Source organism: Klebsiella sp. PCX (genome assembly GCF_021869705.1).
GTDB lineage: Bacteria > Pseudomonadota > Gammaproteobacteria > Enterobacterales > Enterobacteriaceae > Klebsiella > Klebsiella quasipneumoniae.
This window is the reverse complement of record NZ_CP091527.1, coordinates 2,997,610-3,024,038: the sequence shown is the minus strand read 5'-3', so window position 1 is coordinate 3,024,038 and position 26,429 is coordinate 2,997,610. Positions and strand designations below refer to the sequence as shown.

The 26,429-nt window shown below is 59.6% G+C and carries 24 protein-coding genes and 1 other RNA gene; 12 read left to right on the top strand and 13 right to left on the bottom strand.

Annotated elements, in window-relative coordinates:
• Nucleotides 1-86: 86 nt before the first annotated feature.
• On the bottom strand, nt 87-206 hold the full coding sequence (locus GQR96_RS14400) for a hypothetical protein (RefSeq protein WP_004203117.1): 120 nt from the start codon (nt 204-206) through the stop codon (nt 87-89).
• A 75-nt stretch (nt 207-281) separates the two neighbouring features.
• Between GQR96_RS14400 and ppsA the strand changes: the two genes are divergently transcribed.
• A complete protein-coding gene (gene ppsA, locus GQR96_RS14395; RefSeq protein WP_004203115.1) occupies nt 282-2,660 on the top strand; it encodes a phosphoenolpyruvate synthase in 2,379 nt (792 codons plus the stop codon).
• Nucleotides 2,661-2,745: 85 nt separating this feature from the next.
• On the opposite strand, the gene rprA is transcribed toward ppsA, so the two are convergent.
• Together rprA and ydiK are read right to left on the bottom strand one after the other, a co-directional pair.
• An RNA gene (rprA, locus tag GQR96_RS14390) (antisense sRNA RprA) lies at nt 2,746-2,853 on the bottom strand.
• Nucleotides 2,854-3,043: 190 nt separating this feature from the next.
• Nucleotides 3,044-4,156 (bottom strand): AI-2E family transporter YdiK, encoded by a 1,113-nt coding sequence (gene ydiK / locus GQR96_RS14385; RefSeq protein WP_004203114.1) that lies wholly within the window; start codon nt 4,154-4,156, stop codon nt 3,044-3,046.
• 218 nt (nt 4,157-4,374) lie between these two features.
• On the opposite strand from ydiK, the gene GQR96_RS14380 reads away from it, so the two are divergent.
• The 3 genes from GQR96_RS14380 to GQR96_RS14370 all read left to right on the top strand — a co-directional run bounded on the left by GQR96_RS14380 (nt 4,375) and on the right by GQR96_RS14370 (nt 8,289).
• Nucleotides 4,375-7,431, top strand: a complete 3,057-nt coding sequence (locus GQR96_RS14380) for a D-2-hydroxyglutarate dehydrogenase YdiJ (RefSeq protein ID WP_065904587.1) — start codon at nt 4,375-4,377, stop codon at nt 7,429-7,431.
• Nucleotides 7,428-7,838, top strand: coding sequence for a 1,4-dihydroxy-2-naphthoyl-CoA hydrolase (gene menI, locus GQR96_RS14375; RefSeq protein WP_004203111.1), 411 nt, complete (start codon nt 7,428-7,430; stop codon nt 7,836-7,838). The genes GQR96_RS14380 and menI overlap by 4 nt, the downstream gene beginning before the upstream one ends.
• Nucleotides 7,839-8,040: 202 nt before the next feature.
• Entirely contained in the window at nt 8,041-8,289 is a 249-nt protein-coding gene (locus GQR96_RS14370; RefSeq protein WP_004203110.1) for a GlsB/YeaQ/YmgE family stress response membrane protein, read from the top strand.
• Nucleotides 8,290-8,387: 98 nt separating this feature from the next.
• On the opposite strand, the gene GQR96_RS14365 is transcribed toward GQR96_RS14370, so the two are convergent.
• The gene (locus GQR96_RS14365) at nt 8,388-8,708 is read right to left on the bottom strand and encodes a hypothetical protein (RefSeq protein WP_004203108.1); all 321 of its coding nucleotides are present in this window, start codon (nt 8,706-8,708) and stop codon (nt 8,388-8,390) included.
• Nucleotides 8,709-9,305: 597 nt separating this feature from the next.
• Here GQR96_RS14365 and GQR96_RS14360 point away from each other — a divergent pair.
• Nucleotides 9,306-10,283: a DUF1852 domain-containing protein gene (locus GQR96_RS14360; protein ID WP_048295045.1), complete on the top strand. Its 978-nt coding sequence runs from the start codon at nt 9,306-9,308 to the stop codon at nt 10,281-10,283.
• A 23-nt stretch (nt 10,284-10,306) separates the two neighbouring features.
• Nucleotides 10,307-11,338 carry a methionine synthase gene (locus GQR96_RS14355; protein ID WP_004203106.1) on the top strand — a complete coding sequence of 344 codons (1,032 nt, stop codon included), beginning with the start codon at nt 10,307-10,309 and terminating at the stop codon, nt 11,336-11,338.
• A gap of 64 nt (nt 11,339-11,402) precedes the next feature.
• Here GQR96_RS14355 and GQR96_RS14350 read toward each other — a convergent pair whose 3' ends face one another.
• From GQR96_RS14350 to GQR96_RS14330, 5 genes are all read right to left on the bottom strand, one after another.
• Nucleotides 11,403-12,635, bottom strand: coding sequence for an MFS transporter EitD (locus GQR96_RS14350; protein ID WP_069135809.1), 1,233 nt, complete (start codon nt 12,633-12,635; stop codon nt 11,403-11,405).
• An 11-nt stretch (nt 12,636-12,646) separates the two neighbouring features.
• Nucleotides 12,647-13,408, bottom strand: a complete 762-nt coding sequence (locus GQR96_RS14345) for a siderophore ABC transporter ATP-binding protein EitC (RefSeq protein WP_069135807.1) — start codon at nt 13,406-13,408, stop codon at nt 12,647-12,649.
• Entirely contained in the window at nt 13,408-14,445 is a 1,038-nt protein-coding gene (locus tag GQR96_RS14340) for a FecCD family ABC transporter permease (RefSeq protein ID WP_004203101.1), read from the bottom strand. Before GQR96_RS14340 ends, GQR96_RS14345 begins: the two co-directional genes overlap by 1 nt.
• Nucleotides 14,445-15,443 carry a siderophore ABC transporter substrate-binding protein EitA gene (locus tag GQR96_RS14335; protein ID WP_004203100.1) on the bottom strand — a complete coding sequence of 333 codons (999 nt, stop codon included), beginning with the start codon at nt 15,441-15,443 and terminating at the stop codon, nt 14,445-14,447. Before GQR96_RS14335 ends, GQR96_RS14340 begins: the two co-directional genes overlap by 1 nt.
• A 157-nt stretch (nt 15,444-15,600) precedes the next feature.
• Nucleotides 15,601-16,512 (bottom strand): LysR family transcriptional regulator, encoded by a 912-nt coding sequence (locus GQR96_RS14330; RefSeq protein ID WP_069135805.1) that lies wholly within the window; start codon nt 16,510-16,512, stop codon nt 15,601-15,603.
• A 96-nt stretch (nt 16,513-16,608) separates the two neighbouring features.
• On the opposite strand from GQR96_RS14330, the gene GQR96_RS14325 reads away from it, so the two are divergent.
• The 4 genes from GQR96_RS14325 (at nt 16,609) to GQR96_RS14310 (ending at nt 22,598) form a co-directional block, all read left to right on the top strand.
• Nucleotides 16,609-17,604, top strand: a complete 996-nt coding sequence (locus GQR96_RS14325) for an NAD-dependent epimerase/dehydratase family protein (RefSeq protein WP_069135803.1) — start codon at nt 16,609-16,611, stop codon at nt 17,602-17,604.
• 97 nt (nt 17,605-17,701) lie between these two features.
• The gene (locus GQR96_RS14320) at nt 17,702-18,316 is read left to right on the top strand and encodes a TetR/AcrR family transcriptional regulator (RefSeq protein WP_023318538.1); all 615 of its coding nucleotides are present in this window, start codon (nt 17,702-17,704) and stop codon (nt 18,314-18,316) included.
• A 74-nt stretch (nt 18,317-18,390) separates the two neighbouring features.
• On the top strand, nt 18,391-19,500 hold the full coding sequence (locus GQR96_RS14315) for an efflux RND transporter periplasmic adaptor subunit (protein ID WP_069135801.1): 1,110 nt from the start codon (nt 18,391-18,393) through the stop codon (nt 19,498-19,500).
• Nucleotides 19,497-22,598: an efflux RND transporter permease subunit gene (locus GQR96_RS14310; protein WP_069734119.1), complete on the top strand. Its 3,102-nt coding sequence runs from the start codon at nt 19,497-19,499 to the stop codon at nt 22,596-22,598. Before GQR96_RS14315 ends, GQR96_RS14310 begins: the two co-directional genes overlap by 4 nt.
• Nucleotides 22,599-22,653: 55 nt before the next feature.
• On the opposite strand, the gene lldD is transcribed toward GQR96_RS14310, so the two are convergent.
• From lldD to GQR96_RS14290, 4 genes are all read right to left on the bottom strand, one after another.
• Nucleotides 22,654-23,838 carry an FMN-dependent L-lactate dehydrogenase LldD gene (gene lldD, locus GQR96_RS14305; RefSeq protein ID WP_069734120.1) on the bottom strand — a complete coding sequence of 395 codons (1,185 nt, stop codon included), beginning with the start codon at nt 23,836-23,838 and terminating at the stop codon, nt 22,654-22,656.
• A 272-nt stretch (nt 23,839-24,110) separates the two neighbouring features.
• On the bottom strand, nt 24,111-24,743 hold the full coding sequence (locus tag GQR96_RS14300) for a TetR/AcrR family transcriptional regulator (RefSeq protein ID WP_032456249.1): 633 nt from the start codon (nt 24,741-24,743) through the stop codon (nt 24,111-24,113).
• Nucleotides 24,740-25,135 carry a DoxX family protein gene (locus tag GQR96_RS14295; RefSeq protein WP_069734121.1) on the bottom strand — a complete coding sequence of 132 codons (396 nt, stop codon included), beginning with the start codon at nt 25,133-25,135 and terminating at the stop codon, nt 24,740-24,742. Before GQR96_RS14295 ends, GQR96_RS14300 begins: the two co-directional genes overlap by 4 nt.
• Before the next feature lie 118 nt (nt 25,136-25,253).
• Nucleotides 25,254-25,373, bottom strand: a complete 120-nt coding sequence (locus GQR96_RS14290) for a hypothetical protein (protein WP_032456247.1) — start codon at nt 25,371-25,373, stop codon at nt 25,254-25,256.
• On the opposite strand from GQR96_RS14290, the gene GQR96_RS14285 reads away from it, so the two are divergent.
• Together GQR96_RS14285 and sufA are read left to right on the top strand one after the other, a co-directional pair.
• Nucleotides 25,372-25,569, top strand: coding sequence for a hypothetical protein (locus GQR96_RS14285; protein ID WP_004203090.1), 198 nt, complete (start codon nt 25,372-25,374; stop codon nt 25,567-25,569). The two genes, GQR96_RS14290 and GQR96_RS14285, sit on opposite strands and share 2 nt — an antisense overlap.
• A 480-nt stretch (nt 25,570-26,049) precedes the next feature.
• Nucleotides 26,050-26,427 (top strand): Fe-S cluster assembly scaffold SufA, encoded by a 378-nt coding sequence (sufA, locus tag GQR96_RS14280; protein WP_004203089.1) that lies wholly within the window; start codon nt 26,050-26,052, stop codon nt 26,425-26,427.
• Nucleotides 26,428-26,429: the final 2 nt, after the last annotated feature.

The window sequence follows — 26,429 nt, the reverse complement described above, 5'->3', positions numbered from 1 at the left end:
ATCCCTGTTTGATTTGTCTCTTGTTAAAATTGAAACACTATTTTTGTTTTTTATGAAAAGGGTGGTTCATTTTCTTTTTTTTGCCGTTATTTCCAGCGTTTCTCGTCATAATTCCTAAAAATCATCAAGTTATCTATATCAGAGGAACAGTCCGAAAAAAGAAAAAATAATTTGCTTGAACGATTCACCGTTTTTTTCAGCACCATAAATATGTCAGGATAATCTTGCAGTCGATCGTGAAATTTTTTTCACTGGTATTAAATCACAAAAGGATTGTCTCGATGTCCAACAATGGCTCGTCACCGCTGGTGCTTTGGTATAACCAACTCGGCATGAATGATGTAGACAGAGTTGGGGGCAAAAATGCCTCCCTTGGTGAAATGATTACGAATCTGTCCGGTATGGGTGTTTCCGTACCTAACGGGTTTGCCACCACCGCTGATGCTTTCAACCAGTTCCTGGACCAAAGCGGTGTTAACCAGCGCATCTATGCGCTGCTGGATGAAACCGACATTGACGACGTTTCCGCATTAGCGAAAGCGGGCGCGCAGATCCGACAGTGGATCATCGATACCCCCTTCCAGAGCGAACTGGAAAACGCGATTCGCGATGCTTATGACCTGCTGTCCGCCGATGACGCCGAGGCCTCATTCGCCGTGCGCTCTTCCGCCACCGCGGAAGATATGCCGGATGCCTCCTTCGCCGGGCAGCAAGAGACATTCCTCAACGTGCAGGGCTTTGACGCCGTGCTCGTTGCCGTGAAGCACGTATTTGCTTCACTGTTTAACGATCGCGCGATCTCCTATCGCGTGCATCAGGGTTACGATCATCGCGGCGTGGCGCTCTCCGCCGGGGTGCAGAGGATGGTCCGCTCCGATCTGGCCTCCTCCGGCGTCATGTTCTCCATCGATACCGAATCCGGCTTTGACCAGGTGGTGTTTATCACCTCGGCGTGGGGTCTGGGCGAGATGGTGGTGCAGGGCGCGGTGAACCCGGACGAATTCTACGTCCACAAACCGACGCTGGCCGCTGGCCGCCCGGCGATCGTGCGCCGCACTATGGGCTCGAAAAAGATCCGCATGGTTTACGCGCCGACCCAGGAGCACGGCAAGCAGGTGCGTATCGAAGATGTGCCGCAGGCGCAGCGCGATATCTTCTCGTTAACCAACGAGGAGGTGCAGGAGCTGGCGAAGCAGGCGGTGCAGATCGAGAAGCACTACGGCCGTCCGATGGATATCGAGTGGGCGAAAGATGGCCACACCGGTAAGCTGTTTATCGTCCAGGCGCGTCCGGAAACCGTGCGTTCCCGCGGCCAGGTGATGGAGCGTTATACCCTCCACGCTCAGGGGCAGATCATCGCCGAAGGGCGCGCCATCGGCCATCGCATTGGCGCCGGTCCGGTGAAGGTGATCCACGATATCAGCGAGATGAACCGCATTGAGCCGGGCGACGTGCTGGTTACCGATATGACCGACCCGGACTGGGAACCGATCATGAAGAAAGCCTCGGCGATCGTCACCAACCGCGGCGGCCGTACCTGCCACGCGGCGATCATCGCCCGTGAGCTGGGTATTCCGGCGGTGGTCGGCTGCGGCGATGCCACCGATCGCATTCAGGAAAACCAGAACGTGACCGTCTCCTGCGCCGAAGGCGATACCGGCTATGTCTACGCCGAGCTGCTCGACTTCAGCGTCAAGAGTTCCAGCGTCGGCGACATGCCGGATCTGCCGCTGAAGGTGATGATGAACGTCGGCAACCCGGATCGCGCCTTCGACTTCGCCTGCCTGCCGAACGAAGGCGTGGGTCTGGCGCGGCTGGAGTTTATCATCAACCGCATGATTGGCGTGCACCCGCGCGCGCTGCTGGAGTTTGACGACCAGGAGCCGGGCCTGCAGAACGAAATCCGCGAGCTGATGAAAGGCTACGATTCGCCGAGAGAGTTCTACGTTGGCCGCCTGACCGAAGGGATCGCCACCCTTGGTGCCGCTTTCTATCCGAAACGGGTGATCGTGCGTCTGTCGGACTTCAAGTCGAACGAATACGCCAACCTGGTAGGCGGCGAGCGCTATGAGCCGGAAGAAGAGAACCCGATGCTCGGCTTCCGCGGTGCCGGACGCTACGTTTCCGAAAGCTTCCGCGACTGCTTCGCGCTGGAATGTGAAGCCATGAAGCGCGTGCGTAACGACATGGGGCTGACCAACGTTGAAGTGATGGTGCCGTTCGTCCGTACCGTTGCCCAGGCGAAAGCGGTGGTCGAAGAGCTGGAGCGTCAGGGGCTGAAGCGCGGCGAGAACGGGCTGAAGATCATTATGATGTGCGAGATCCCGTCGAACGCATTGCTGGCGGAGCAGTTCCTCGAATACTTCGACGGCTTCTCCATCGGTTCGAACGACATGACCCAGCTGGCGCTCGGTCTGGACCGCGACTCCGGCGTGGTCTCTGAGCTGTTTGATGAACGCAACGACGCGGTGAAAGCCCTGCTGTCGATGGCGATCCGCGCCGCGAAGCAGCAGGGTAAATACGTCGGCATCTGCGGCCAGGGGCCGTCTGACCATGAAGATTTTGCCGCCTGGCTGATGGAGGAGGGGATCGATAGCCTGTCCCTCAACCCGGACACCGTGGTGCAAACCTGGTTAGGTCTGGCGGAACTGAATAAATAAGTTCGCCCTGACAACACCGATCCCCGGCAGCGATGCCGGGGATTTTTTTTGCCTGTGTCAGAGCGCCAGGCAACGTGAGCGCAGGACAAAAAAAAGCCCATCGTGGGAGATGGGCAAAGACTACACACAGCAATTCGTTGTTTCACTCAGGGGATTTCCATGCTTATAAATCAAGGTGTTGATTTATAACCGTGAGCTAATAGTAGGCAGCGGGGCCTTTGCCGTCGATCAGATTCCTCTCAATAGTTAAATTGTTGTGAAGGTCCGGAAGGTGAAACGCGGGTGAGGGGCCTACAAGTCTGGCGTTGAGCCGGCGATCAATAAATTTTGCTTAACAATTGTGCTGGCGGGGAAACAGGCGGGTCTCCCCGCCTGACAATGCATTACTTGCGCCCGGCCTCCAGCTCGCTGAGCTCTTCGAGCACGACGTCGGGATCTTTCGGCGGCGGCGGCACTTCGTGCACCCAGGCGTCATACAGGCGCCAGGAGACGGCCAGCAGCACCGGACCGATAAACAGACCGATCATGCCGAAGGCGATCAGGCCGCCAATGACGCCGGTAAGAATGAGGATCATCGGCAGGTCGGCGCCCATGCGGATAAGCACCGGGCGTATAACGTTGTCCATGGTGCCGACCACGCAGCTCCACACCAGCAGCACGGTGCCCCAGGTGGTGTCCCCGCTCCAGTAAAGCCAGATAATCGACGGCACCAGAACCAGCAAAGGCCCGAGCTGGACCAGACAGGTAAAGATCATCACCACGGTCAGCAGAGCGGCGTAAGGCACGCCGGAGATGGCAAGGCCGATACCGCCCAGCACCGCCTGGGTGAGGGCTGTCACCACCACGCCCAGCGCCACGGCGCGCACGGCCTGGCCGGCCAGCAGCACGGCGGCGTCACCGCGTTTAGCCGCCAGGCGCGTGGCGAAATAGCGGAAACCGTAGGCCACCTGCTCACCGCGCCAGTAGAGCAACGCGCTGAACAGCAGCATCAAACCGCAGTAGACCAGAAGCTTGCCGATGTGCGCCGCCTGACCGACAAACCAGCTGGTAGTGGTGCCAATATAGGGGCGAACCTTGGCCATAATCGCCGAGCCGCCCATATCCAGCAGGCCATGCCAGGCGGAGTAGAGCTTATCGCCCACCAGCGGCACGCTGTTGAGCCAGGCGAAATCCGGCAGCGTCACATTTCCGCTGCTGATGAGTTTGATCAGCGGAACGCTGTTATCCACCAGGCTGTTGACCAGCAGAGCGATAGGAATAACGAATAGCAAAAACAGCAGCAGGGTCATCGCCAGCACCGCCAGCATCCGTTTGCCGAACAGCACACGCTGCAGACGCAGCAGCACCGGCCAGGTGGCGATCACCACGGTGCCGGCCCAGGCGAAGGACAGAATAAACGGCTGCACAACCCACAGGCAGGATATGATAATCAGGGCCAGGAACAGCACCGACAGCAGTATTTGCGGTATGTCCCGAGGCTGATGGGGGTTAATCATAGATAAATTTTACCTTTCCAGTCGCGCCAAAAAGCTGGCGCCGCGTAAATCCATGTACTGATAATAATATCAATAATTTTGCCGGGCTGATTTTGCACAGAAAACACGTGGGCGCATATGAAAAAAATGTGATAAAAAGTTGAATGCGCTACGCAAACGTTTAGTTAGCACCAACACAATATTTTCAAACACAACATAGTCAGGCAGGGTCAAGTGTGATGATCCCACAAATTTCTCAGGCGCCAGGGGTAGTTCAGCTGGTGCTGAATTTTTTGCAGGTACTGGAGCAACAGGGTTTTACCGGCGATACCGCCACCAGCTATGCCGACAGGCTGACGATGGCCACCGACAACAGCGTCTATCAGCTGCTGCCGGATGCGGTCCTTTTTCCACGTTCCACGGCAGACGTCGCGCTACTGGCGCGCGTCGCTGCCGAACCACGCTTTAAATCGCTGATCTTCACCCCGCGCGGCGGCGGCACCGGCACTAACGGCCAGGCGCTGAACGGCGGAATTATCGTCGATATGTCCCGCTATATGAACCGCATTATCGAAATCAACCCCGAAGAGGGTTGGGTGCGCGTTGAAGCCGGAGTCATCAAAGATCAGCTGAATCAGTTTCTCAAGCCCTATGGCTATTTCTTTTCCCCGGAGCTCTCCACCAGCAACCGCGCTACCCTGGGCGGGATGATTAACACCGACGCGTCCGGACAGGGATCGCTGGTGTACGGTAAGACGTCGGATCACGTGCTTGGCCTGCGGGCGGTGCTGATGGGCGGTGATATCCTCGATACCCAGGCGGTGCCGGTGGCGCTGGCGGAGACGCTGGGCAATACGCCCTCGACGATCGGCCGGATCTACAACACGGTCTACCAGCGCTGCAAGGCGCAGCGCGAGCTGATCATGGATAAGTTTCCCAAACTCAACCGCTTCCTCACCGGATACGATCTGCGCCACGTCTTTAACGATGAGATGAGCGAGTTCGACCTGACCCGAATTTTAACCGGTTCGGAAGGGACGCTGGCGTTTATTACCGAAGCGCGGCTGGATATTACCCGCCTGCCGAAGGTGCGCCGGCTGGTCAACGTCAAATATGACTCCTTTGACTCTGCGCTGCGTAATGCACCCTTTATGGTGGAAGCCAAGGCCCTGTCGGTGGAGACCGTCGACTCTAAGGTCCTCAATCTGGCGCGCGAGGATATCGTCTGGCACTCGGTGAACGAACTGATCACCGACGTACCGGATAAAGAGATGCTCGGGCTGAATATCGTCGAATTCGCCGGGGATGACGCGGCGCTGATTGACCAGCAGGTCACCACCCTGTGCCAGCGGCTGGACGAGCTGATGGCCCGCAGCGAGGCGGGAGTCATCGGCTGGCAGGTTTGTCACGATCTTGATGGCGTGGAGCGCATCTATGCCATGCGCAAGAAGGCGGTAGGCCTGTTGGGTAATGCCAAAGGTGCCGCCAAGCCGATCCCCTTTGCCGAGGATACCTGCGTCCCGCCCGAACACCTGGCGGATTATATCGTCGAGTTCCGCGCGCTGCTCGACAGCCACGGCCTGAGCTACGGCATGTTTGGCCACGTCGACGCCGGGGTGCTGCATGTGCGCCCGGCGCTGGACATGTGCGATCCGCAGCAGGAGGTGCTGATGAAGCAGATCTCCGACGATGTGGTGGCGCTGACGGCGAAGTATGGCGGCCTGCTGTGGGGGGAACATGGCAAAGGCTTTCGCGCGGAGTACAGCCCGGCCTTCTTTGGCGAGGCGCTGTACGGCGAACTTAGGAAGATCAAAGCGGTCTTCGATCCCTATAACCGCCTGAACCCAGGGAAAATCTGTCCTCCGGAAGGGGTCGACGCGCCGATGATGAAAGTCGACGCGGTGAAGCGTGGCACCTGGGATCGGCAGATCCCCATCGCGGTGCGCAGCAGCTGGCGCGGGGCGATGGAGTGTAATGGCAACGGGTTGTGCTTCAACTTTGACGTAAAAAGTCCGATGTGTCCGTCGATGAAAGTCAGCAACCAGCGCATCCACTCGCCGAAAGGGCGGGCGACGCTGGTCCGCGAATGGCTGCGTCTGCTGGCGGATCGCGGCGTCGATCCCAATCAGCTGGAGAAGGCGCTGCCGGAGCAGGGCGTTAGCCTGCGCTCGCTGGTGGCGCGCACCCGTAACAGTTGGCATGCGCGCAAAGGGGAATATGACTTCTCGCACGAGGTCAAAGAGGCGATGTCCGGCTGTCTGGCCTGCAAAGCCTGTTCGACCCAGTGCCCGATCAAAATCGATGTCCCGGAGTTCCGCTCGCGCTTCCTGCAGCTGTATCACAGCCGCTATCTGCGTCCGGTGCGGGATCATCTGGTGGCGTCGGTGGAGTCCTATGCGCCGCTGATGGCCCAGGCGCCGAAGACCTTTAACTTCTTCATTAACCAGCCGTGGCTGAAAAAGCTGTCGGAGAAGCATATCGGGATGGTCGATCTGCCGCTGCTCTCGGCGCCGTCGCTGAAGCAGCAGATGGCCGGCCACCGCTCCGCCAATATGACCCTTGAGCAGCTCGAAGCGCTGAGCGACGAGCAGAAGGCGAAGATGGTGCTGGTGGTGCAGGATCCCTTCACCAGCTATTACGACGCTCAGGTGGTGGCTGACTTTATCCGTCTGGTCGAGGCCTTAGGCTATCAGCCGGTGCTCCTGCCGTTCTCGCCGAACGGCAAGGCGCAGCATATTAAAGGATTCCTGACCCGCTTCGCGCGCACCGCGCAGAAAACGGCAGACTTCCTTAACCGCGTGGCGCAGCTGGGTATGCCGCTGGTCGGCGTCGATCCGGCGCTGGTGCTTTGCTACCGCGATGAATATAAGCAAACGCTCGGCGACAAGCGCGGCGATTTCCAGGTCATGCTGGTGCATGAGTGGTTGCCGAAGGCCCTGCCGACCAACGCCCGTCCCGATCTCGGCGGCGAGCCCTGGTACCTGTTCGGTCATTGTACGGAAGTGACCGCGCTGCCGGCGGCGACAAAGCAGTGGGCAGAGATTTTTGCCCACTTCGGCGCGAAGCTGGAAAACGTCAGCGTTGGGTGCTGCGGGATGGCAGGCACCTATGGTCATGAAGTGAAAAACCATGCCAACTCGCTGGCCATTTACGCGCTCTCCTGGCAGCAGGCGATGCAGCGGCTGCCGCGTAACCGCTGTCTGGTGACGGGCTACTCCTGCCGCAGCCAGGTGAAGCGCATTGAAGGCAGCGGCGTTCGCCACCCGCTGCAGGCGTTACTGGAGATAATCGGATGATTTGGAAACGTCAGACCACGCTGGAGCAGCTCAACCGGCTCGGTGAGGGAAACATGGTAGGGCTGTTGGATATTCGCTTTGAGACGTTTACCGACGATACGCTGGAGGCCACCATGCCGGTGGATGGCCGCACCCAGCAGCCGTTTGGTCTGCTGCACGGCGGGGCGTCGGTGGTGCTGGCGGAGACGCTGGGGTCGGTAGCGGGTTATCTGTGCAGCGAAGGCGAACAGAAGGTGGTGGGGCTGGAGGTTAACGCCAACCACATCCGTTCAGCGCGTGGGGGCCGGGTGCGGGGCGTGTGCAAAGCGCTGCACGTCGGGACTCGCCATCAGGTCTGGCAAATTGAAATCTTCGACGAACAGTCGCGATTGTGCTGTTCATCGCGGCTAACCACCGCGGTAATATAAACCGTAAGGGGGAGGCGAATAGCCTCCCTTTTTTCAAGGTAATAAGCGGCAAAGGGCCTGGCAGCGCGAGAGATGGCGTGAGAACACTACCGCGCAGCGGCAAGAAATTATCTAATAAATAGATTATTACCGATCCAATCTCGTTATATATGCTACTCTTTTCAATACGAAATGCATAAAGGTAACAAGAGGACGGTTAACCATGGGTATTCTTTCCTGGATCATTTTTGGACTTATTGCCGGTATTTTAGCCAAGTGGATTATGCCGGGGAAAGACGGCGGCGGGTTTATTGTAACCATTATTCTGGGGATCATCGGCGCCGTGGTCGGCGGCTGGATCAGTACCTTCTTTGGTTTTGGCAAAGTCGACGGGTTTAATTTCGGCAGCTTCGTGGTGGCGGTAATCGGTGCGCTGGTTGTGCTGTTTATCTACCGTAAAGTGCGCAGCTAATTCTCTGCATTCTGTTTTATTCAAGTTAACAAAAGCTGCCGCGATAAGCGGCAGCTTTTTTATTATCGCAGGACTCAGGCAGCGTACCCACGCCAGGGCTATTGCCCGTCGGCATCCTCCGCAACCGGCACCACCTCCACGTGAACTTCGTAGTGCTTCGCCTGACCGGTCGGGATCAGGGCGGTTAGTTTGTTAATGGTTTCCGCCGGCGTATCGGTCGCGACCGTTGCTGAAAACAGCACCGGCTTGCGCGGCGGAAACGGTGGCGGGAACGGCGGCAGGGGACCATGACCCATCTCCAGCGGAGGACGGCCGCCGTTGTCGACAGCGGGCGTCGGAGCGTCGGTTTTATCAGCCGCAAAAGCGCTGGCGGCGGCCACGGCAGCAATAGCGAACAGCGCAAAGAGAGCTTTTTTCATCTGGTTATCCTCGATAAGCAAGTGCATAAAGAGTAGAGGGCGGCGGCAGGCGGGACAATGCCGTGCGGCGCGAATCCTCTGAATCTCCTTTATTCCTCGCGAATGTGAAGGTCAGATGAGAGCGGGTGTCATTGTGTTCGGGAGCCTCTTAATTCAGCAGCACGCTCATAATCAGCAGCACGGCCATGCACATCGACATAATACTGATATCAACAATCATTCTTTACGACAAAAGCTCCAGCAAACGGGTACGGCGGCCAGGTCACAGCACGTATTATAGTGGTTAAAGATTGTACCCTGCATGCATTCCCTGGACAAACGATTATTAGCCTGGCGTTGCCTGAACTGCCGCGCCTGACCATGGCTTCATGATGATACCGCGAACCGCACCTTGCCCTTAGCGGAGCAACATGAGGATAGCTCATGTTGCAATGAATTTAAGTCGCTTTCCCTCCATCACCGACTCTGGCAAAAATAGACCCATTAACGAATCAACAACATTTACCGGTTGAAGCGCGCCAGGTCTGACTCTGCGTCGCTAGTGGAGAGTACTCCGCTTATTCCGCTTTATGCCCGACACCAGGATGGACAATCGCCATGAATAACGAATTTACCTATACGATTAAGCGCAGCCGGTTTGATGAAAATTATAACCCTGCGGAAAATACGCGTATTACCACCAATTTTGCCAATTTGGCGAGAGGGGAGAGCCGTCAGGACAATCTGCGCAATACGTTAATCATGATGAATAACCGGTTTAATACCCTGGCGCACTGGGATAATCCCTACAACGATCGCTATGCGGTGGAACTGGATATTATTTCTGTCGAGATGAATATTGCTGATGCCGCCAGTTTTCCGGTGATAGAGATCCTGCAAACGCATATTGTCGATAAAAAAACCGGTGAGCGCCATGCCGGTATCGTCGGCAATAACTTCTCTTCCTGGGTACGGGATTATGATTTTAGCGTGCTGCTGCTGGAGCATAATAAAGACCAGAGCCGCTTCAGCGTGCCCGAAAACTTTGGCGAGCTGCACGGCAATATCTTTAAGGATTTCGTGCAATCCAGCGCCTATAAGACCAGTTTCAGCAAGGCGCCGGTGATTTGTCTGAGCGTATCCAGCAAAGATGTTTATCGTCGCACCGGTAACGAACATCCGGTTCTCGGCATTGAATATGCCCAGGAAGGCGTCTCGCTGACCGAGCGCTATTTCAGCAAAATGGGGCTGCAGGTGCGCTATTTTATGCCGAAACACAGCGTCGCGCCGTTGGCCTTCTATTTTTCCGGCGATCTGCTCAGCGATTACACCAGCCTGGAGCTGATCGCGACCATCAGCACGATGGAGACGTTTCAAAAAATATATCGTCCGGAGATTTACAACGCGAATTCCGCGGCGGGGCAATACTATCAGCCCAATCTCAATCACCAGGATCATTCCGTCACCAAAATTGTGTATGACCGGGAAGAGCGCAGCCTGTTGGCGATAGAGCAGGGTAAATTTACACAACAACATTTTATCGACCCGCACAAGACGTTGCTTGAGCAATGGTCTGCTAACTTCGCGCGTTGCTAAACCAATATAAAAGGCTACTTATTATGAAAACATGGCTTCCGACCTCCACCGCTGGCAGTTTACCGAAACCTTCTTGGCTGGCGCAGCCAGAGACCCTGTGGTCGCCCTGGAAACTGTCCAGCGAAGAATTACTGGCCGGCAAGCGCGACGCCCTGCGTTTGTCCCTCGACGACCAGCTGCGGGCCGGGATCGATATTGTCAGCGACGGCGAGCAAACGCGGCAGCACTTTGTCACCACCTTTATTGAACACCTCAGCGGCGTTGATTTTGCCAAACGCGAGATCGTGAAAATTCGTAACCGCTATGAGGCCAGTGTTCCAACCGTGGTGGGCGCCGTAGAGCGCCAGAAACCGGTCTTCGTTGAGGACGCGCGCTATCTGCGTCAGCTCACCAGTCAGCCGATAAAATGGGCGCTGCCGGGCCCCATGACCATGATCGATACGCTGTATGACAATCACTATAAAAGTCGGGAAAAGCTGGCCTGGGAGTTCGCCAAAATCCTCAATCAGGAAGCGAAAGAGTTAGAGGCCGCCGGGGTCGATATTATTCAGTTCGATGAGCCGGCCTTCAACGTCTTCTTCGATGAGGTGAACGACTGGGGGATCGCCGCGCTGGAACGAGCCACCGAAGGGCTGAAGTGCGAGACGGCGGTGCATATCTGCTACGGCTACGGCATCAAGGCCAATACCGACTGGAAAAAAACGCTGGGCTCAGAGTGGCGTCAGTATGAGGAGGCGTTCCCGCAGCTGCAGAAATCGTCCCTCGATATTATCTCTCTCGAGTGCCACAACTCGCGGGTACCGATGGATCTGCTGGAGTTGATCCGCGGTAAAAAGGTGATGGTCGGGGCGATCGATGTCGCCAGCCATGCGATTGAAACTCCGGAAGAGGTGGCTGCTACCCTGCGCAAGGCGCTGGCGTTCGTCGATGCCGACAAGCTCTACCCCTCCACCAACTGCGGTATGGCGCCGCTGCCGCGCCAGGTCGCGACCGGCAAACTGCACGCCTTAAGCGCCGGTGCCGAGATCGTTCGCCGCGAGCTGGCGGTAAAATAAGGCGGACTGGCTTTCGTGCGCTTCTCCCGGTTAACCTCCTGAGCGGGCCGTTACCCGCTCAGCGTCAGGTTGCCGCCAGCGGGCGGCAGATCGCCCGCAGGGCCACGGCACTGCACAACGGAAACAGCGCCAGCAGAAGCCAGGGATAGACCGCCTGCGGCGAGGGGGTGAGCGCCTGGTCAAGCAAATGGCCGAGCAGCAAATTCCCGGCTAACACCGCGCACCCACCCGCAGTGGCGAGCGCCCCGTAGTGGGCGCCCAGCGTCGACTCCTCGGCGAACAGCGGGATCAGATCCTTAGCTGAGGGCACCAGCAGCATCTGGCCGAGGGTGAGCAGCGTGACAAAGCAGGCCGACGGCAAAAATCGCAGCCAGCCTTCGGCGGGCGGGGTGGCGGCGAATAACGCCACGCTGGCAAAAGATGCAGACAGCAGCAGAAAGCCCACCGGCAGGATGCGCACGGCGCCAATTCGTCGGGCGAAGCGGGCGAGAGGGAGCTGCAGGGTGATAATCAACAGCGAGGCCAGCATAAAAAGCGGCGCCAGATCCTGCTCACGGCCGCCGGCGCGTTGGATCTCCACCGGCAGGGCGAGGTACAGCTGGTTGTAACTCAACAGCCATGAACTGTAGGCGAGAATAAACGCGACAAAGCGCGGCTGGCGCAAAGGGGTCCACCACGGAACCCGGCTGCGCGTTTGTGTCCGCTGCCCGTCGGCGGGCAGACAGAAAAAGAGCACCAGCAGCGCCAGAAGAAATAGCCCCGCACCGGCGAGGGCGATATGCCGAAAGCCGATCCCGCTCAGCAGCCCCCCGGCCACCGGGCCGATAACCGCCCCCAGCTCACCGCACACCGCAAACAGCGCAAACCACTCGGCGCGGCTGCGTTTTCCGTTGGCCTGGCTGTGGGTACCGGTCCGCGCCAGCAGGGCCTCGATCGACGGGGAGAACAGCGCCCCGCCGACGCCCGTCAGGCAGGCACCGAGGATAATCGGCTCCAGCGTTGTGCCGCACGCCAGCAGCAGATAGCCGGCAACGCGGACCACGCAGCCGGCGAGGATGATCGCCTTAGCGCCATAGCGGTCGGCCAGCGTCCCGCCGATGATAAACATGCCCTGCTGAGAGAAGGTGCGCAGCCCGAGGATCAGGCCGATAAGCCCGCCGGAAAGCAGCATCTCGTCGCGCAGGAAGAGGGCAAGGAAAGGGACGACCGCATAAAAGCCAATATTAAAAACGAACTGGCTTCCCAGTAAAACGGGAGGCCAGAGGGTCGCCGCAGGGCGCAGGGGGAAGAGAGGCATACTCGCCCAACCTAAACGATGAAATGAATGTGCTTTTTACCGTGGTACGGGGAGATCTCGATTTTGGTTTTCACCCGGAAAACGTCCCACAGCAGCGCTTCGGACAAAATCTCCTCCGGCGTCCCGTTGGCGAGGATCTGCCCCTGCTGCATCACGATCAGCGAATCGCAGAATATCGCGGCATGGTTAAGATCGTGAATGGCCACAATGCTGGTCACCGGCAGCTCGCTGATTAACTGCATCAGCTGCATCTGATGGTGAATATCCAGATGGTTGGTAGGTTCATCCAGCAGGATCTCACTCGGGTTCTGCGCCAGCGCGCGGGCGATATGCACCCGCTGCCGCTCGCCGCCGGAGAGGCTCAGCCACCCCTGGTCGCTTTTCTCCAGCATCGCCACCCGCTGCAGCGCGGCGGTGACCGCCTCGTCATCCTGAACGCTCCAGTTGGAGAACGGCGAGTGGTGCGGAATACGTCCCAGCCGCACGACGTCGCGCACCCGCATATTGGCCTCGGTCATGCCGTGTTGCTCGACGAACGCCACCCGGCGGGCGAGCTGCTTTTTCGCGATCCGGGCGATGTCGTGGCCGTCGAGGGTGACGCGACCCGCATCCGGGCGGCGCAGGCCCGCCAGAACCCGCAGTAGCGAGGATTTGCCGCAGCCGTTGGGGCCCAGCAGACCCACCGTTTCGCCGCGCGACACCCGCAGCGAGACATTATTGACGATGACCTTTTTGCCTGCCTTCCAGGTGATATTTTCAGCGCAAATACTCATCACTTATTCCTTGAGCGGTAGATAATCACGGCAAAGAAAGGCACCCCAACCAGGGCGGTCACCACTCCGACCGGCAGACTCTGCGGGGCAATCAGCAGGCGCGAGGCAATGTCCGCCAGCACCATCAGGATCGCCCCCGCCAGCGCGCTGGCGATCAGCAACGTCCGGTGCAGCGGGCCAAAGAAGAAGCGCATCACGTGCGGCACCACCAGGCCGACAAAGCCGATCGAGCCGGCCATGCTGACGATGGTGGCAGTGATCACCGCCGCGGTGGTGAAGAGGATCAGGCGCACGCGCGGCACGGCAATGCCCAGCGAAGCGGCGGCATCGTCGCCGAAGGTGAACGCGTCCAGCGCCCGGGCATACCACAGGCAGACCGCCAGGCCCGCGAGGACCACCACCAGAACCAGCTGGAATTCGGGCCAGCGGACGCCGCTGAAGCTGCCCAGCAGCCAGAACATCACATCGCGCGCCTGCTGCGCGCTGGCGGAGGTGCTGATGGTGTAGGCCGTGAGGGCGTTAAATAACTGCGAGGCGGCGACGCCCGCCAGGATGGTGCGCTCATTGCCGCCGCGCGCGCCGTTGGTCAGAAAGGCAACAAAGGCGAAGGCGGCGAAGGCTCCGGCAAACGCCCCGGCGGAGAGGGAGATCGCCCCGGCGCCAAGGCCCAGCACCACAATCGATACCGCGCCGGTGGAGGCCCCGGCGGAGACGCCGAGGACGTAGGGCTCCGCGAGGGCGTTCTTCAGCAGGCTTTGCAGCACGGCGCCGCAGATAGCGAGGCCGGCGCCGCAGCAGGCGGCGACCAGTGCCCGGCTGAGGCGGAAATCCCAGATAACGCTCTCGGAGATACGATTGAGAGGCACCGCGGTTAAGCCGGTTTTATTGCTGATAGCGTAAAAGACGTTCTGCAGCGGGATGGGCAGTTCGCCGACGCTGACGCCCACCGCAATCACCAGCGCCAGCACGCACACGGCGACGACACACCAGCCGGTGAGCAGCATGCTGCGGCGCGTCTGCAATACGGCGGCGCTCATCAGTTAAGCCCCATTTTTCTCAGCTGTTCGCCCACCTGCTCCGCGCCGTAAAGGGTGCGGATGGTCGGATTCATCGCCTGGCCGTCCATCACCACGATATGGCCTTTTTTCACCGCCTCCAGCTGGCTGACGGCGGGATCGCTTTTGAGGAATTTAATCTTCTCCTCGGCCTTATCCAGCGCCCAGCGGTTACGATCCAGGCTCGAGACCACGATCACATCCGGGTTGGCGGCAATGATGCTCTCCCAGCTCACCGTGGGCCACTCGGTCTCGGAGGTTATCGCATTATGACCGCCCAGCACGTTGGCGATAAAGCCGGAGGCGCTGTTTTTACCGCCGACATAGGCATCGGCCGATGGCGAGGCGCTGGAGAACCAGAAGACGAAGGAGAGATCTTTTTTGCTTTTACCGAACTCCTGACGCAGGTCGGCTTCACGTTTTTTGAAATCGGCGATCAGCGCCTGGCCACGATCTTCGACGTTGAAAATGCGGGCGAAATCGCTAATTTCCTGATACAGCCAGGTCATGTCCCACAGCTTCTGCCGGCTGCCGTACATATCGCCGGTAGCCTTTTTGGTGGCGCACATCCCCGGCGACACGTAGCTGTTCACGCCAACGGTGGCAAGATCTTCACGCCTGGCGACTTTGCTTTCCGGCCCCAGCAGCAGCGGCAACTGGGCGGGAACGAAATCGGGATTTTGCGCCAGCACGGATTCCAGGCTCGGGATTTCCACCGTCAGGGTTTTAATCTTCGCGTTTTGCTCAGCCAGCTGCGGTAATACCGTAGTCGGCCAGAAGGCGCTGGCCACCACCTGCTTTTGCAGCCCAAGCAGCAGCAGGATTTCGACCGTATTTTGCCCCAGCGCGACCACGCGCTCCGGCGGCCGGGTAAAGGTCTCCTGATAGCCACAGTTTTCAATCGTCAGGGGGTAGGTTGTTGCCAGCCCGGAACTGACGGCGGTGAACATCAAGCCTAACGCGCAGAGGACCTTCTTCATTAAACGCTATCCTTGTAAACAGGCGAGTAAATGACCAGCAAATGGGAGTAATGCAAATGAAACTCATTATTGGGGCGGGGTTTTATACAATGCCGTATTTACAGTGTCAATGAGTGACTATTTCAGCAGGGAAGGGATTACCCGCGAGGCGGGTGGGTCAGCGCGCCAGAGGGCCGCGAATATACGTCTGCAACCCCTCGGCGAGGAAATTAAATACCCGCTTACAGGCGGGGCTATGGCGCAGGTCCTCATGCATCACCAGCCAGGTATCGAGATACAGAGAAAAGTCTGCCGCCAGCACTCGCTGCAGGGGAATAATGCCGTCGGCGAGGGGCGCCTGGCAGATGCCGATCCCTGCCCCGGCGCGGATCAGGCTCAGCTGGGCGAGGTCGCTATCGGTGCGCATCGCGAAGACCTCGCGCTGAAAACGGGGATAGCGCGCAAGAGCCCGGCGAACGAGGGGCGTGGCGCTGTCGAAACCAATCAGCGCGTGGCCGTCAAGCTCCTCGAGCGTAGCGGGCCGACCCTGGCGGGTCAGATAGGCATCGGTAGCATGCAGCCCAAGCTCGATCCTGCCGAGACGCCGCGCGATAAGCTGCTCCTGCTGCGGAGCGACCATCCGCACCGCGATATCCGCCTCCCGGTGAAGCAGATCCTGAAACCGATTGGAGAGCATCAGTTCGATGACGATACTCGGGCACGCTTGCCTGAGCCGGGCAATCAGCGGCGGCAGCACCTCAGCGCCGACCACCTCGCTGGCGGCCACCCGCACCACGCCACGCAGATCGGTGCTGTCGCGACTAAAGTTAGCCGCCGTGCGTTCCAGCGCCCGGGCGGTGTTGGCCATTGTCTCAGCGTGCGCCTGCAGCGCCAGCGCCGCGTCGGTCGCCAGCAGGCCGGTTTGCGAGCGGGTAAATAAGGCCTGGCCGAGGGCGGCCTCCAGGCCGGCGATATGGCGACCCGCCGTCGGCTGAGTGATGTTCAGGGTGCGCGATGCGCCCGATAAAGAGCCTTCCTGCAGGACGGCGAGAAAGGTTCGGTACCACTCCCAGGGAATAGAGGTATTCATACAAAAATGTATAGCCGCTCGATGATGGTATGCAATTTCATTTGATATGAGCCGCAGGTAGGCTGTCAAGCATCCATTAGCGAACGGGGAAAGACGATGAACAGCAGCGGCAAAGTCCTGATTTTGGGAGCAAGCGGGGGCATAGGCGGGGAAGTGGCGCGTCGGCTGGCGGCGGACAACTGGCAGGTTCGGGCGCTGAAGCGCGGCGCCCAGCTTCATGGGCCCCAAGAGGGCATGCAGTGGATTGCCGGCGACGCGCTGGATGCCGGGCAGGTGGCGGCGGCGGCTGCCGGTTGCGACGTGATCGTCCATGCGGTCAATCCGCCGGGCTACCGGCACTGGCGGCAGCAGGTACTACCTATGCTGCGCAACACCCTGCAGGCCGCCGCCCAGCAGCGGGCGTTAGTTGTCCTGCCCGGCACGGTCTACAACTATGGACCGGATGCCTTTCCGCTGATTGCTGAAGCTGCCGCGCAACGGCCGGTGACCCGCAAAGGCGCCATCCGGGTGGAAATGGAGCAGGCGCTGGAGGATTACGTACAGCGCGGCGGCAGGGCGTTGATTGTCCGGGCGGGCGATTATTTTGGTCCGCGCGCCGGAAATAACTGGTTTTCCCAGGGGCTGGTCAAGCCAGGTCAGCTTCCCCGGACTCTCAGCCTACCAGGGGCGATCGGCGTGGGGCATCAGTGGGCCTGGCTGCCCGACGTTGCCGCCACCATCGCCGCGCTGCTGGCCCGCAGGCATGAGCTTGAGCCGTTTGCCCGCTTTCATATGCAGGGCCACTGGGACCCGGACGGCAGCGAAATGAGCCAGGCGATCCAGCGGGTGATCGCCCGCTATGGCGGCAGGGCGGTAGTGAAGTCCTTTCCCTGGTGGCTGGTGAAGCTGGCGGCACCCTTCAACGCCACCCTGCGCGAAATGGTCGAGATGCACTATCTCTGGCGTCTACCGGTACGCCTGCGCAACGATAAGCTGGTGGCTTTTTTAGGCGCGGAGCCGCATACCCCGCTCGATCGTGCCGTGCATCTGACGCTGCAAGGCCTGGGCTGTCTGCCCGCCGGCGCGATTAACCATGAGGCGCGTGAGGCATAACGCGGCGAGAGAGGTGAGGAGGGTGGGGCGTTATTGTGACCAAATCATAATAACGTCACTCGTTGTCAAACGATAGCGATCGCATTAAGCTAAACGGATGACGAAAAATACCCCCACCCCAGCAAGCCGTGGCCCCGTTGACCACAGCGTTCGGGACCAGATTCTTGACGCGGCCATGGCGCACTTCAGTCGCTATGGCTATGAAAAGACCACGGTCACCGATCTCGCCAAAGCAATAGGCTTTTCCAAAGCCTATATCTACAAGTTTTTTGACTCCAAGCAGGCGATTGGCGAGGCAATCTGCGCCAGCCGGCTGGAGAAGATCATGGTGGCCGTCAGCGAGGCCATCGCCGATGCACCCTCCGCCAGCGAGAAGCTACGCCGCCTGTTCCGGGCGCTGACCGAGGCCGGCAGTGAACTGTTTTTCGAGGATCGCAAACTGTACGACATCGCCGCCGTCGCGGCGCGCGATAAATGGCCCTCAACGGAGCAGTATGCCGGTCATCTGCAGCAGCTGATTGGTCAAATTCTGGTCGAAGGCCGCCAGAGGGGTGAGTTCGAGCGCAAAACCCCGCTGGATGAGGCGACCCTGGCGGTCTATATGGTGATGTGTCCTTTCATCAACCCGGTGCAGCTGCAATACAATCTCGACACCGCGCCCACCGCGGCGGTGCTGCTTGCCTCCCTGATCCTGAGAAGTCTCTCCCCCTGATTTGTGACCATTGACTTTATTGGTCACTCGTCTGAGAATGCAGTCACCAACCGGTCTTTTCATTAAGGTGACCCATGCTCAGGCCCAACGCCGTCCATCTTGCCGTCTGCCTCCTGCCGCTGGCCCTCGCGGGCTGCGGCGAACCTGCCGATCATGACGATCCCCGCACCCGACCGCCGCTGGTGCGGGTGGCGACCGTCGAGCGCGCGGAGGCCAGCTCGCGGGCCTTTACCGGCGTGGTGGTCGCTCGTACCCAAAGCGATCTCGGCTTCCGGGTATCGGGAAAAATCCTTGCCCGGCTGGTGGAGACCGGGCAGAGCGTCCGGCGCGGTCAACTGCTGCTGCGCCTGGATCCGGCTGATCTAACCTTGCAGGCGCACTCCCAACAGCGGGCGGTCGACGCCGCGCGGGCGCGAGCCAAAAAGGCGGCCAACGATCTGGCCCGCTATCGCGGCCTGGTGGCCAGCGGCGCCGTCTCGGCGGCGGAGTTCGACCAGATCAACGCGACGGCAGAGGCGGCGAGAGCCGACCTCAGCGCGGCCCAGGCGCAGGCAAACGTGGCGCAAAACGCCACCGACTATGCCGGACTGCTGGCGGATGCCGACGGCGTGGTGGTGGAAACGCTCGCCGAGCCGGGACAGGTGGTCAGCGCCGGGCAGGTGGTGATCCGCCTGGCGCGGGCAGGGCAGCGCGAAGCGCGGGTGCAGCTTCCGGAGACGCTGCGCCCGGCGGTCGGCAGCGAGGCGCTGGCGACACGCTATGGCAGCGAATCTCAGCCGGTCACCGCGACCCTGCGGCTGCTTTCGGACGCGGCTGACGCCGCCACCCGCACCTTTGAAGCGCGCTATGTGCTGAACGGCGCGCTGGCGAATGCGCCGCTGGGGTCTACCGTGACCCTGCGTATCAGCAGCGACCAGGGGCCAGGCGAGGTGCTGGAGGTGCCCCTGGCGTCGGTCTACGATCCGGGCAACGGCCCTGGCGTCTGGCGCATTGCGTCGCGCCCGGCCACCGTCTCCTGGCAACCGGTGACGGTGATCGGCCTGAATGATGAAACGGCGCGGGTGACCGGCCCGCTGAAGCCCGGGGAGCCCATCGTCGCCCTGGGCGCCCATCTTCTGCACCAGGGTGAGACGGTGCGTCTGGCGGACCGACGCGAGCATGATGCCGACGGGAGTCAGCCATGAGCGGCGGGCGTTTTAATCTCTCCGCGCTGGCCGTCCGCGAGCGGTCGGTAACCCTGTTTTTGATTATCCTTATCTCGGTCGCCGGGCTGGTGGCCTTTTTCGGGCTCGGTCGGGCGGAAGATCCGCCCTTTACGGTCAAGCAAATGACGGTCATCACCGTCTGGCCGGGTGCCACCGCGCAGGAGATGCAGGATCAGGTCGCCGAGCCGCTGGAAAAACGGCTCCAGGAGCTGAAGTGGTACGATCGCACCGAGACCTATACCCGTCCCGGGATGGCGTTAATCACCTTATCGTTGCAGGATCAGACGCCGCCTTCCGAGGTGCCGGAGCAGTTTTATCAGGCGCGCAAAAAGCTCGGGGATGAGGCGAATAACCTGCCTGCCGGCGTCTCCGGCCCGATGATGAATGACGAATTCGCCGATGTCACCTTTGCCCTCTTTGCCCTGAAAGCGCGGGGAGAGCCGCCGCGGCAGCTGGTGCGTGACGCTGAAGCCCTGCGCCAGCAGCTGCTGCATGTACCTGGGGTGAAAAAAGTGAATATTCTCGGCGAACAGGCGGAGCGCATTTATCTCTCCTTTTCTCATGACCGTCTCGCCACCCTGGGGCTCTCGCCGGAGGCGATTTTTGCCGCGCTGAACAATCAGAATGTGCTGACCGCCGCCGGGGCCATTGAGACCCGTGGCGGGCAGATCTTTATCCGCCTCGACGGGGCGTTCGACCGCCTGCAGCAGATCCGCGACACGCCGATTATTGCCGGGGGCAGAACGCTGAAACTCGCCGATGTCGCCACGGTTGAGCGGGGGTATGAAGATCCTGCTACCTTCCTGATCCGCAATCAGGGCGAACCGGCGCTGCTGCTGGGGGTGGTGATGCGCGAGGGCTGGAATGGTCTGGCGCTGGGGAAAGCGCTGGACGCCGAAACGGACAGCATCAATCAGAGCCTGCCGCTCGGCATGTCGTTGGCCAAAGTGACCGATCAGTCGGTGAATATCAGCGCGGCGGTCGATGAGTTCATGATCAAATTTTTTGTCGCTCTGTTGGTGGTGATGGCGGTGTGCTTTGTCAGCATGGGCTGGCGCGTGGGGGTGGTGGTCGCGGCGGCGGTGCCGCTCACCCTGGCCGTGGTGTTTGTGGTGATGGCCGCCACCGGCAAAAACTTCGACCGCATCACCCTCGGCTCGCTGATCCTCGCCCTGGGGCTGCTGGTGGATGATGCCATTATCGCCATCGAAATGATGGTGGTCAAAATGGAGGAGGGGTATGACCGCCTCAAAGCCTCCGCCTATGCCTGGAGCCACACCGCGGCGCCCATGCTGGCCGGTACCCTGGTGACGGCCGTGGGCTTTATGCCTAACGGGTTTGCGCAATCCACCGCCGGGGAGTATGCCAGCAACGTGTTCTGGATCGTCGGTATCGCGCTGATTGCCTCCTGGATCGTGGCGGTGATTTTTACCCCCTGGCTGGGCGTACACCTGTTACCGGAGAGGAAGTCCGCGGCGGCAGGCCACGCCGCGCTGTATGACACCCCGCGCTATCAGCGCTTCCGCCGGCTGCTGACCCGGGTTATCGCCGGCAAATGGCGCGTGACCGCCGGGGTGGTGGTGCTGTTTATGGTGGCGTTACTGGGAATGAGCGTGGTGAAAAAGCAGTTTTTCCCCACCTCCGACCGCCCGGAAGTGCTGGTTGAGGTGCAGATGCCTTACGGGTCGTCGATTATCCAGACCAGCGCCGCGACGGCGAAAATTGAGCGCTGGCTGCAGCAGCAGCCGGAGGCGAAGATTGTCACCAGCTATATCGGCCAGGGCGCGCCGCGCTTTTACCTGGCGATGGCTCCGGAATTGCCCGATCCCTCATTTGCCAAGCTGGTGGTATTGACCGACGGTCCGGCCTCGCGCGAGGCGCTTAAGCTGCGGCTGCGGGAGGCGGTGGCCAATGGCCTTGCGCCACAGGCGCGGGTGCGCGTCACGCAGCTGGTCTTTGGCCCTTATTCGCCTTATCCGGTCGCCTGGCGGGTGATGGGGCCCGATCCGCACACCCTGCGCGATATCGCCGATCGGGTGAAAGCGGTGCTGCAGGCCAGTCCGCTGATGCGCACCGTCAATAGCGACTGGGGGTCGCGGGTACCGGTGATGCATTTCAGCCTCAATCAGGACCGGCTGCAGGCGAGTGGGCTCAGCTCCCAGGCCGTCGCCCAGCAGCTGCAGTTCCTGCTGTCAGGGATCCCCATCACCACCGTCCGGGAGGATATTCGCGCGGTGCAGGCCATCGGCCGCGCGGCGGGCGATATCCGTCTGGACCCGGCGAAAATCGCCGACTTCACTCTCGTAGGCAGCGGCGGGCAGCGGGTTCCTTTGTCGCAGATCGGTGAAGTCGACGTCAGGATGGAAGAACCCCTGCTCCGTCGTCGCGACCGCACGCCGACCATTACCGTCCGGGGAGATGTCGCGGATAACCTGCAGCCGCCGGATGTCTCCAGCGCGCTGATGAAGCCGCTGCAGCCCATTATCGACTCCCTGCCGCCTGGGTATCGCATCGAGACGGCGGGCTCGATCGAGGAGTCAGGCAAAGCCACCCGGGCAATGGTACCGTTATTTCCGATCATGATCGCCCTCACGCTGCTGATCATTATCCTGCAGGTACGTTCCCTGTCGGCGATGGTCATGGTTTTCCTGACCGCGCCGCTGGGGCTGATTGGCGTGGTGCCGACGCTGCTGTTGTTCAATCAGCCGTTTGGCATCAATGCCCTTGTGGGCCTGATCGCCCTGTCAGGGATCCTGATGCGAAATACGCTGATCCTGATTGGTCAAATCCACCATAACCAGCAGGCGGGGCTCGATCCGTTCCACGCGGTGGTGGAGGCGACGGTGCAGCGAGCCCGTCCGGTTCTGCTGACCGCGCTGGCGGCGATCCTGGCGTTCATTCCGCTGACGCATTCGGTTTTCTGGGGGACGCTCGCCTATACGCTGATTGGCGGGACGCTGGGGGGAACCATCATGACCCTTATCTTCCTGCCGGCCATGTATGCGATCTGGTTCCGCATCCGCCCCGAGCGACCGGCTGACGCAGCGCAACGTCCGGCGCTGGACCCTCAGGGGTAATTCCCCCTTGCCGGACCGGGCCAGGGCACGCGGTCAGGCCCGGCCCCGGGCTGCGTCAGGCAGATAAGGATACCGGGACCGCACGGCTGCGCTGTTGATCTTTTTCCAGCCGGTCGAGGCAATCGAGGCTGATGGCGGAGGCCGAGGTGGCGCCGGTGAGGGTCATGGTGACCTTCATATCCTCGGCAAATAAGCGCAGCAGGTGTGCCACCCCCGCTTCGCCTGCGGCGGCGAGGGCATAAATATAGGCCCGACCAAGCAGGACTCCCTTCGCGCCGAGGGCCAGCAGGCGAATAACGTCCACGCCGGAGCGCACTCCGGAGTCGGCAAGGACCGTCAGATCGTCGCCGACCGCATCCGCCACCCGCGGCAGCGCCCGGGCGGTGGGGATGGCGCCATCGAGCTGTCTGCCGCCGTGATTGGAGACCACAATGCCATCGGCGCCCAGCCGCACGGCATTGCGCGCATCGTCGGCATCGAGGATCCCTTTAATGATCAGCTTTCCTGGCCAGCTGTCGCGGATCCACTCCAGATCGTGCCAGGCGATGGACGGGTCGAAGTTGTTGCTGATGAACCCCATATAGTCATCCATGGTCATTTTGTGGCCGGTATAGGCTTCGATGTTACCGAACGACAGGGGTCTGCCCGCCAGGCCTACGTTCATTGCCCAGCGCGGGTGGGTGCAGGCCTGAAGATACTGTCGCAAGGTGGCGTGCGGCCCGGACATCCCTGAACGGTTATCGCGATACCGTGAGCCGGGGATCGGCATATCGACAGTGAATACCAGGGTTTTCATGCCGGCAGCCCAGGCGCGTTCCAGGGCATTACGCATATAGCCGCGATCTTTCAGTACGTACAGCTGGGACCAGAGCGCGCCGCTGGCGTGGCTCGCCACCTCCTCAATGGAGCAGACCGACACGGTGGACAGAGTGTAAGGGATCCCGGCGCGGGAGGCGGCGCGGGCCGCCTGGACTTCGCCGCGGCGGGCGTACATTCCGGTGGCCCCGACCGGCCCCAGCGCCACGGGCATCGCCCATGGGGCATCAAGGATGGTGGTGGCCAGCGTCGGCTCACCCGCTCCGCACAGCACGCGCTGGCGAAGGGCTACCGAGGCGAGCTCGGCGGCATTAGCGTTCATGGTATTTTCCGCCACCGCGCCACCGTCAATATAGTCAAAAAGGAAACGTGGCAGACGGCGACGAGCGGCTTCGCGATAATCGCTGGGGGCTGAAACAATCATGATTATATCCTTATGTCTTTTAACCTAAGTGGATGTTCTGCAGGCAAAAAAACTATAGGCTTCTAAAAGGCGGTGAGGAAATGAAATATTAGCATCCAAGCCATTCCCTAACGGAATAAACTGGATTTGTCGCTTAAATGGTTATTTCTTTTTTTTGCCTTGGGCACGCGCGTTATTTTTATTTATTTCCGCGAAGCGTGAATTCGGGCCAAATAAAAGACCCGATGTGGTGCGACAGCGTTTTGCGCTATCGCCATAGCAAGGAAGCGTGGTCAGCTCGGCGCCTGCGAATAGGCGCGTAGAAAAACCTCCAGCGCGCGCTCAACCCGCAGTTTGATTTCGTCGTCGGATAAAGGCCGTCTTGCGCCAAGCTTTATTGCCAGGCTGGTCATCCCCAACCATAAACCGGCCAGATCGTCGGCAGCCTCCTGCGGATCGCATGCCCGCAGAGCACCGGCTTCGATTGCCTCGGCGATAATCACCTCCAGCATCTGCTGTGCCCGCCCCGGCCCGGCGGCGTAAAAGCGGCCGGGCAGTTCAGGATGACGCAGGGCGGCGGAGGCAATCAGCCGGTCCCAGCCGGTCAGTTCCCGCTGATTGATAAAGCGGACAAAGCGATTGCCAAATGCGGTCAGCACCTCGACCAGCGGCAGGTGATGGCGCTGGGCGAAATCGTGGTCGCTGATGGTGAGATCTGATTCCCGGCGCAATACCGCCTCTATCAATTGTTCTTTATCGCTGAAATTGGCATACAAGGTGGCTTTCGCCACCCCTGCCACCCGGGCGATTTCAGCCGTCGTGACCTCCAGGCCTTGTTCAAGGAACAATTTACGGGCGGCCTGAAGGATGGCCTGCATTTTCAGCGGATCTTTTGGCCGTCCTTTCTGACGAGGGGTATCGCTCATCGCCGATAACCTGCAAACAACGCGCTCATGATTAATCCTCCCACCACGGTAATGTGTTCAAGCGCAACGTGGAATTCCTCTGTGCGCCGGGGCTCGCTAAAGGCCCAGAAAGCGTGTCCCAGCGGAATGGTGAGTAATGTAAACACAATCAGCATCAGCGATCCAATCCAGCCGTAGCCGGCAGGATTAAAAACGAGCAGCGCGGAGCCCGCCAGCTGGCAACCAATCGTACCAACCGCGAACAATATTGGCCATGGCAGGCCAACGGCCAACATCTCCCGAACGATCTCCGTGAAATGAAAGACGCCGTAGACGCCAGCCATCCAGAAGAAAAAAGTCACCAGGACGCGGGAGAGACAGAGAGTAATGAAAAATGAGGTTGAATTAGTCATGAGATTTTACGCAAATGTGAATTAACAGACCGCGGAGTCTAAGAAATAATTATAAGACTAACAAGTCTGTTAATTGTCCGTGAGTGTTATTTTATTTAAATCAACAAATTAGTTTGAATTATCCAGGCCGTGATGCCTTTCGCGCACTTTTCTCATGGCGTAAAGAAGGTGATTTTGAAATTGAGCAGATGCTATCTTTTGCTAGCCTTTCTGAGGAGGACAGACGGAGCGACACCATGAAAGATAAAGATGAACAAACGGCATTGATTGGCATGGCTATCGGCGCGGCGGTCATTAGCTTAGTGGCGACCCAAAAGCAGATTAATCAGGGGAGTATCGTGGATGAGCTGGTGCGGCTGGGCAGACAGAAGGGGGATGGGGTGGAGGATGAAGTTTTTGTCCAGGCCGCCCGCCTGGTGAGAAAAGGAACTTAGCCAACCGATAGCCTTCCTGGCTACCCGTTTTATCGCGGTTTATCTCCCCCCGATCGCGGCCACGTCCCCCGCCAGGCCGCGAACGCCCCTGCCGAAAGCGTTGCGCCTCGACGCTTTCTGTTTACGCTTTCTCATTCCGCAGGCCAGCGCCTGTTCAGCGCGCATGGCTGCTTAGTGACGCCGTCACTTTTTTGGTTTCTACGACAAGGTTAATCAGGAAGGTGGTCTGCTGCTATCGCATAAATCGGTATTTTCGATACATCTTTGCCATTGCGTGCGGTGATAGAACGATATCAGAATTAAATATTATAAATCATATGATTAGGTTCAACTTGCGCACCCTGATAATCCCCGGTCAAGGGTCTATGCTTATAAAAAGCGCTAATTGGGGCAATACCCCTGCTGGAGAAGGGTTGAAGTGATAATCATTATCACTAACATGGCGGTATGCCTTGATGGCGCCAACCTGGAGGTCTATCGATGGAAGTACAAGCAGGAACCTTTAATCCCGCCGATTTCAGCTGGCAGGGACTGACCATGACGCCGGCGGCTGCCGCGCATATTCGCGATCTGATGCGCAAGCAACCGGATAAAAAGGGGCTACGGCTGGGTATTAAAACCAGCGGCTGCGCCGGTTTTGGCTATGTGCTCGAAATGATTGCCGAGCCGGCGCCCGACGATCTGCTCTTTGAATCTGAAGGGGCGAAGCTGTACGCGCCGCTGCAGGCGATGCCGTTCATTGACGGTACGGAGCTGGATTACGTCCGGGAAGGATTAAATGAAATCTTTAAATTTCATAACCCGAAAGCGCAGCACGAATGCGGCTGCGGCGAAAGTTTTGGGGTGCAGGCGGAGTAACT